Consider the following 8,504-nt stretch of genomic DNA (forward strand, 5'->3'; position numbering starts at 1 on the left):
CCGGTGCGGCTGTCCAGTGCCAGCAGACGGCCGAAGCGGTTGGAGAAATAGACCCGCTTGTACGTCGCCGACACCGCGAAGAACGAATCGTCGACGCCCACCGTGCCGAGGCCGAGGACCTCGGCGAACAGGCCGGCGAGGATCCGCTCCGTCTCCGTCGCCGGTGCGCGGCCGAGCGACACCTGCCGGCCGTAGTCCGGTTCGGGGAGCGCCCGGCGGTCGAGTTTGCCGTTCACGGTGAGGGGCAGGGCGTCGAGCACCACCACGGCGGCGGGCACCATGTGCGCCGCCAGCCTGCCCCCGACCGTGTCGACGATCCCGGCGGGGTCCAGCACCCGGCCCGCCTCGGGCACCACGTAGCCCACCAGGCGCTCGTTTCGCGCCAGCACCACCGACTGGGCCACGCCGTCGCAGGCGAGGAGCGCCGACTCCACCTCGCCGAGTTCGATGCGGAAACCCTTGACCTGAACCTGGAAGTCGTTGCGGCCCAGATAGTCCAGCTGACCGTCTCGGTTCCACCGGCCGAGGTCGCCGGATCGGTACATCCGCGATCCGGGGGTGTACGGGTCGGCCACGAACCGGGTCGACGTGAGCGTGAACCGGCCCAGATAGCCGCGGGACACCTGCGCGCCGGACACGTAGAGTTCCCCGACCACTCCCGGCGGCACCGGGTGCAGGCGGGAGTCGAGCACGTGCACGCGCAGTCCGGGCAGGGCCCGGCCGATCACGGACGCCGACGCGGACGCGGCGAGTTCCTCGTCCAGCGGCAGGTGGCTGACGTGCACGGTGGTTTCGGTGATGCCGTACATGTTCACCAGCGCCGGGACGGTGTCTCCGTGTCGCGCGTACCAGCGCGTGAGCTGCCCCAGGTCGAGGGCCTCGCCGCCGAACACCACGACGCGCAAGGCCAGTTCGGTGCCGCCGGCCACCCGGTCCGCCTCGGCGAGTTGGTAGAACGCGGTGGGGGTCTGATTCAGGACGGTGACGTTCTCGTTGCGCAGCAGTCGCAGGAACGCGTCGGGCGAGCGGGTGGTGAAGTAGTCGACCACCACCAGCCTGCCGCCGTGGAGCAGCGCACCCCACAACTCCCAGACGGAGAAGTCGAACGCCGCCGAGTGGAACATGGTCCACACATCGGAGGTGTCGAAACCGAACAGCGGCTGTGTGTGCGCGAACAGGCCGGCGACGTTGCGGTGCGACACCTGAACGCCTTTCGGCTGTCCGGTCGAGCCGGACGTGTAGATGACGTACGCCACCGCGTCCGGGTGCAGGGGTCCGCTCCGGTCCTGGTCGGTCACCGGCAGCGGCGACATGTGGTCCAGTTCGGCCGCCGTCTCCGCGCTGTCGACGAGGACGGCCGGGATCCCGCTCGGCCGGACCGCACCGGATTCGGCCTCGGTGGTCAGCACACATACCGGCCGGGCGTCGGCGAACACGTACGCGAGCCGCTCCGCTGGGTACGTGACGTCGACGGGCACGTAGCCGGCCCCCGATTTCACCACCGCGAGCAGCGCCACCACCAGGTCCACCGACCGCGCGGCGGCGACGGCCACCAGGGACTCCGGGCCCGCGCCGCGCGCGATCAGCAACCGCGCCAGACGATTCGACCGGGGGTCCAGCTCTTCGTACGTGAGCGACGCACCTTCGCAGACGACGGCCGTCGTGCCGGGGGACCGCTCGGCGGCCCGCTCGAAGAGTTCCACCAGCGTCGCGTGCGCTCCGACCGGTTCGGCGAACGCGGGCAGCACCGACTCCCGCTCCGCCGGGTCCAGGATGTCGATGTCCCCCACCGGGAGCGCTCCGGCCGCGGCGATCGAGTCGAGCACCCGCAGGAACCGTTCCCCGAACCGGGTCACCGTGTCGCGGCCGAGAACGTCCGTCGCGAACCGCAACCCGGCGGCGAGTCCGGCGGGCGCGCCGTCCTCGTCGACCTGTTCGGCGACGCTCAGTTCCAGGTCGAACTTCGCGACCTCGAGGTCCACGTCGAGCGAGTCGACGGTGAGTCCCGGCAACTCGAGGTGGGTGCCCTCCGCGTTCCGGAATTCGATGAGCACCTGGAACAGCGGGGTGTGCGACGTGGACCGTTCGGGGGCGAGGTGGTCGACGAGCCGCTCGAACGGGATGTCCGCGTGCTCGAACGCGCCGAGATCCGCGGCCCGGACCGCGGCCAGGACCTCACCGAACGACGCCCGCGGGTCCACCACCGTCCGCAGGACGAGGGTGTTGACGAACATGCCGACGACGTCGTCGAGTGCCGCCTGCCCGCGCCCGGCGACCGGCGTCCCCATCGTGACGTCGCCGGTGCCCGACAACCGGGACAGCAGCACGGCGAACGCCGCGTGCACCGCCATGAACAGCGTCGAATTGTGCTGGGCCGCGATCGTGTTCAGCGCCCGGTGCAGCCGGGCGGGCACGTCGAACTCGACGACGTCCCCGCGGTACGACCGCTGGGCGGGCCGCGGCCGGTCGACCGGGATCTGCAGCACCTCGGGTGCTCCGGACAGCGTGTCCGTCCAGTAGCCCAGCTGCCTGGACATCACCGAGTCGGGATCGTCCACCGCGCCGAGGACGTCCCGCTGCCACACGCTGTAGTCGGCGTACTGCACCGGCAGCGGGGTCCACCCGGGCGTCTCCCCCACGGTTCGGGCGGTGTAGGCGAGCATGACGTCGCGGGCCAGCGGCATCATCGAGAATCCGTCGGCGGCGATGTGGTGCACGACGATGGCGAGGACCTGCTGTTCGGGTTCCAGTGCGAAGAGCGTTGCGCGGAGGGGGATCTCGTCGCTCACGTCGAAACCCGCGCCGATCAGTGCCGCGACGGCGTCCCGCAGTGCACGGTCACCGGACACGGGCACCGGGTCGAGGCCGGGGGTTGCCGGCCCGGGATCGACGATCACCTGGTGCGGTCCGTCGACCGACCCGGGGAACACGGTGCGCAGCGATTCGTGCCGCTCCACGACGTCGCCGACCGCCGCGTGCAGGGCGGCGCGGTCGAGGGCGCCGGTCAGCCGCAGGGCGATCGGGATGTTGTAGGCGGGCGAGGACGTGTCGAACTGGTTGACGAACCACATCCGCTGCTGCGCCAGCGACAGCGGTATCCGGTCGGGGCGCGGCCCGGCGGCAAGGGCCACCGACGGCGTCCTCGCCGACGCGGCCGAATCGATCCGGACCGCCAGGTCGGCGACCACGGGCGCGTCGAACAGTGCGGCCACCCCGATCCCGGCGTCGAGGGCGGAGTTGATGCGCGCGACCGCCCGGGTGGCGCTGAGCGAGTCGCCGCCGAGGTCGAAGAAGCTGTCGTCCGCACCGACGCGCGGGGCGCCGAGCACCTCGGCGAACACGTCCGCGACGGCCTCCTCGACCGGAGTGGTGGGCGCCCGGTACCCGAGGGTCGCCGTCACGAATTCCGGTGCCGGCAGCGCCTTCCGGTCCAGTTTGCCGACCGGGGTCAACGGGATCTCGTCGAGAACCACCACGGCCGCGGGCACCATGTACTTGGGCAGGATGCGGCCCGCGAACGCGAGCACGTCCGGCGCCGCCACTTCCTCGCCGTCGTGCGGCAGGACGTACGACACGAGCGCCGTGTCGCCCAGCGGTCCCGGCCTGCCGAGCGTCGCGGCGAAGTCGAGGTGCGGGTGGGTGGTGAGCACGGAATCGATCTCCCCCAGTTCCACACGCTGGCCGCGGATCTTCACCTGGAAGTCGCTGCGCCCGAGGTACTCGAGGGTGTGGTCGCGGCGCCACCGCACGACGTCGCCCGTGCGGTACATCCGGCCACGGCCGTAGGGGTTGGCGACGAACCGTTCCGCGGTGAGCGCCGGGCGCCGGTGGTATCCGCGGGCCAGAGCCGTTCCCGCGATGTACAACTCGCCGGGCACCCCGGCCGGGACGGGCTGCAACCGGGCGTCGAGGACGGACAGTGCGATGCCGCGGACGGGGCTCCCGATCGTGACCGGTTCTCCCGGCGTCATCGGTGTGCTGAAGGTGGTGAGGACGGTCGCCTCGGTGGGGCCGTAGCCGTTGAACATCGCCCGGTCGACGCCCCACGCGGCCACCAGTTCGTCGCCGACGGCGTCGCCGGCCACGACGAGCGCCTCGAGGTGCTCGATGCCGTCGCGCTCCACGGTGGCCAGCACGGCCGGGGTGATGCAGGCGTGGGTGACCCGTTCGCGGCGCAGCAGGTCCGCGAGTGCCGCGCCGCCGTAGACGTCGGGGGGCGCGATCACCAGTGTCGCCCCCGCCGCGCACGACTGGACGAGTTCGAGGATCGCCACGTCGAAACTGGGTGAGCAGATGTGCAGGCAGCGGGAATCCGGCGACACGGTGTAGTGCTCGCTCTGCTCGGTGAGCAGGTTCGCCAGACCGCGGTGGGTGACCACGACACCTTTCGGCCTGCCGGTGGACCCGGACGTGTAGATCGCGTAGGCGGCGTGGTCGACGTCGAGCACCGACCGGCGGTCCAGGTCGGTGACGCGGGCCGGGGAGGCGGCGGACCACGTGCGCTCGAAGTCCGGATCGTCCAGCACCAGCCACGGCACGGTATCGGGCAGGCGGTGCCGGTGCGCCGACGTCGTCACCCCTAGTGCCGCACCGGAATCGGCCAGCATGTTCTCGATGCGGTCGGCGGGATAGGTCGGGTCGACGGGCACGAACGCGGCTCCGGTCTTGGCGACCGCCCACACCGCGGGCACCGATTCCGGTGATCGGGGCAGCCCGAGCGCCACGAACGTCTCCGGCCCGGCACCCCGTTCGATCAGCACGCGGGCCAGCGCGCTCGACCGCTCGTCGAGTTCCCGGTAGCTCGTCCCCTGTCCGTCGAAGACGAACGCGGACGCGTCCGGCCGGTTCCCGGCCGAGGCCGTGAGGAGCTCGGGCAGCGTCCTCGGCGGCCCGGCGGGGGCGCCGCACACCGCGGTGTACTCCTCGAGTTCGGCGTCCGACAACAGCGTCAGGTGCGCGAGCGGGGTGTCGATATCGGACAGCAGGATCTGCACGACACGTGCGACGCGGGCGGCCACCGACTCCGCGAACTCGCTGCCGAAGACGTTCGGCTGGTACCGCAGTCGCAGGTGCAGTGCCGTGTCGACGTGCGCCATCAGGGTGAACGGATAGTGGGTGGAGTCGATCCCCTCGATCCCGGCGACGTGCATGCCGCCGATGTCGGTGTCTTCGGACAGCCCCATGCGGTCCACCGGATACGACTCGAACACGGTGAGCGTGTCGAACGCGGCGCCCTCCCCGACGGCGCGCTGGATCTCGGTGAGTCCCAGATAGTGGTGATCGAGCAGGGCCGATTGTTCGCGTTGGAAGCGCTGCAGCAGTTCGGCGAGCGTCTCCTCCCTGCGCAGGCGCAGCCGGACGGGCACCGTGTTGATGAACAGCCCGACCATCGATTCGATCCCCGCGACCGCCGGTGGACGGCCGGACACGGTGGCGCCGAACGTCACGTCCTCCCGGGTGCCGAGCGTGGTCAGCACCAGCCCCCACGCCACCTGAACGAACGTGTTCATCGTCAGGCCACGCTCGCGTGCGAGGGACTCCAGCGCGCGGGTCTTCTCCTCGCCCACCTCGAGGCGCACGTCCTCGGGTTCGGCGAAGGACTGTTCGCCGTGCGCCGCGGGCGCCACGAACGTCGGCTCGTCCGCGCCGGCGAGGGCGGACACCCAGGCGGCCGTGGACCGTTCGTGGTCCTGCCTGCCGATCCACTGCAGGTAGTCGCGGTAGGGCGTGACGCGGGGCAGTGCGGTCGGGTCGCCGTCCGTGGCGTACAGGACGAGCAGGTCCTTGATCACCAGCGGCGTCGACCAGCCGTCGAGGAGGATGTGGTGGTGGGTGAGCACCAGCCGGTACCGGTCGGGTGCGGTGCGCAGCAACGTGAATCGGAGCAGCGGGGCCTCGGACATCTCGAACGGGACGGCGCGGTCGGCGGCGAGGAACGCGCTGTCGTCGAGGTCTGAGAGATCGACGTCGGTCCACGGCGCGGTCGCCGAATCGAGTACCACCTGCACCGGTCCGTTGCCGGTGTCGGCGAACGCCACGCGGAGATTCGCGTGCCGGTCGAGCAGGCCCTGCGCGGCACGGCGCAGCCTCGCCGGGTCGACGGTGCCGCGCAGGTCGAGGACCAACTGCACCTGATAGGCGTCGAGTCGATGCTCGGACAGCTGCGCGTGGAACAGCAGACCCGCCTGCAGCGGGGACAGCGGCCAGATGTCGGCGAGGTCCGGGTAGGTGCGCCCCAGCCGGTCGATGTCGGTCTGCCCGATGGACACCAGGTCGAGGTCGGACGGGGTCAGCCCGCCCGCGCCCGGCCGGTTCGCGTGCTCGGCGAGTGCTGTGAGCGCCCGCACCCACAGCGCGGAGAGCTCGTCCACGTCCTCGGCGGCGAGCACACCGGTGGGGTACGACCACGTCGCCGTCAGCACCGGCGCCCCGTCGCGCTCGGTGGTGGCGGCGTTGACATCGACGACCCAGGCGGCGGGCATGTCGTGGTTCTGGGTTCCGCCGAGGTCCCCGCTGTCCGCGACCGGCAGCCAGGGCACGTCGCCTGCGCTCGTCGCCACCCGGCCGAGGTAGTTGAAACTCAGCTGGGGCGGCTGGAATCGGCGCAGTTCCGCGGAGTCGCCGGGGTCCAGGTACCGCAGCATGCCGTACCCGATGCCGTGGTCGGGAATGGCGAGGAGTTGTTCCTTGACGGCCTTGATCGCGGCCCCGGCCGCGTCGTCGCTGTTGATCGCGGCCCCGGCGGCGTCGTCGGCGGCGAGTGCGGCGTCGACGTCGATGCCGGTGAGGTCGAGTCGCGCCGGGAACAGTGTGGTGAACCATCCGACGGTGCGGGACAGGTCGGCGCCCGGCACGACGTGGTCTTCGCGGCCGTGGCCCTCGAGGTTGATCAGCACGTCGGACGTGTCGACCCCGCGGCGGCGCCGCCACCGGATCATCGCCAGTGCGAGGGCGGCGAGCAGGCCGTCGCCGACGGCGCCGTGGAACGCGGCGGGAAGGGTGGTGAGGAGTGCGTCGGTGACGCCGGTGGGCACGTCCACGACGACGCGGCCGGTCGTGGCGTCGACGTCGACGGTCGGATCCAGCGGCCGGGAGCCGAGAAGCGGATCGGGTCCGTCCAGGATCGACTGCCACAGTGCGCCTTCGGCGTGCCGGGCCGGCGCGGCATCGGTGAGCCCGTGCGACCATCGCCGCATCGACGTCCCGACCGCCGGCAGTGCGGCGGGCAGACCCTCGGCGACGCGGGAATGGGCGGCCGCGAGATCCGCGATCAGGATCCGCCAGGACACGCCGTCGACGACGAGATGATGCGCGACCAGCAGCAGACGCCCCTGGCCGTCCGGGCCGTCGAACCAGAGCACCTGCACCATGCTGGCCGCGGCCGGGTCCAGGCGGTCGGCCGCCGCGTGCAGTTCCGCTCTCGCGACCGCGGCGAAGTCGCCGGTGTCGAACGACGTCACCGGCACGCGGTGGATCAGCGTGTCGGCGCGCACCGATCCGGTGGGCAGCACCGTCATCGCCCACCGCCCCGCGTCGTCGGCGGCCAGTCGCGCGCGGAGCATGTCGTGGCGGTCCAGCACGGCGTCGACGGCGGCGGCGAGATCCTCGCGGGTGAGGCCGCGGGGTGCGGTGACCGGCACCGACTGGGAGAACCGCTCCAGCCTGCCGCCGCTGCGGTCGAGCATCCACGCGACGACGGGGGTCAGCGGCACCGGGCCGACTCCGCCGCCGGGCAGTTCCTCCAGCACCACGGCATCGGCGCGTTCGTGGTGGGCCACTTCGGCGAGACCGGCGACGGTCCGGCGCTCGAACACGTCCCGCGGGGAGAGGATCAGACCCGCGGCTTTCGCGCGGGCCACCAGCTGGATCGACATGATGCTGTCGCCGCCCAGCGCGAAGAACGAGTCGTCGACGCCCACCGAGGCGAGTCCCAGCACATCCCGGAACAGGCCGGCGAGCAGCGCCTCCGTCTCGGTGCGCGGCGGCCGGCTGTCGGTGACGGTGACTCCGAAATCCGGTTCCGGCAGCGCCTTCCGGTCGATCTTGCCGTGCACCGTCACCGGGAGCGCCGCGATCACCAGAACGACGGCGGGCACCATGTACGACGCGAGCCGCGTGCCCGCGAACTGCAGGACTTCGCCCGGATCGACGGCCGCGCCGGGTTCGGGGACGACGTACCCGATCAGCCGCCGGCCGGACCGTTCGTCCCGGCGCACGTCGGCGACTGCCGCCGCCACGTTCTCGTGGGCGAGCAGCGCCGACTCCACCTCGCCGAGTTCGATGCGGAATCCGCGGATCTTCACCTGGAAGTCGGTGCGCCCGAGGTAGTCGAGTTGCCCGTCCGCCGTCCAGCGCACGAGGTCGCCGGTCCGGTACATCCGGCTGCCCGGCGGCCCGAACGGGTTGGCCACGAAGCGTTCCGCGGTGAGGGCGTGCCGGCCGTGATAGCCGCGCGCGAGCGCGGGGCCCGCGAGGTACAGCTCCCCGGCCACGCCTGCCGGTAC

At 71.9% G+C, this 8,504-nt stretch carries 1 protein-coding gene; it reads right to left on the reverse strand.

The genetic code is table 11. The features are described from left to right. The coding region (locus tag ACFTZB_RS39545; RefSeq protein WP_378440475.1) for an amino acid adenylation domain-containing protein at positions 1-8,504 on the reverse strand (8,504 nt) is incomplete at both ends.

The organism is Rhodococcus sp. NPDC057014 (genome assembly GCF_042673295.1).
Lineage (GTDB): Bacteria > Actinomycetota > Actinomycetes > Mycobacteriales > Mycobacteriaceae > Rhodococcus_F.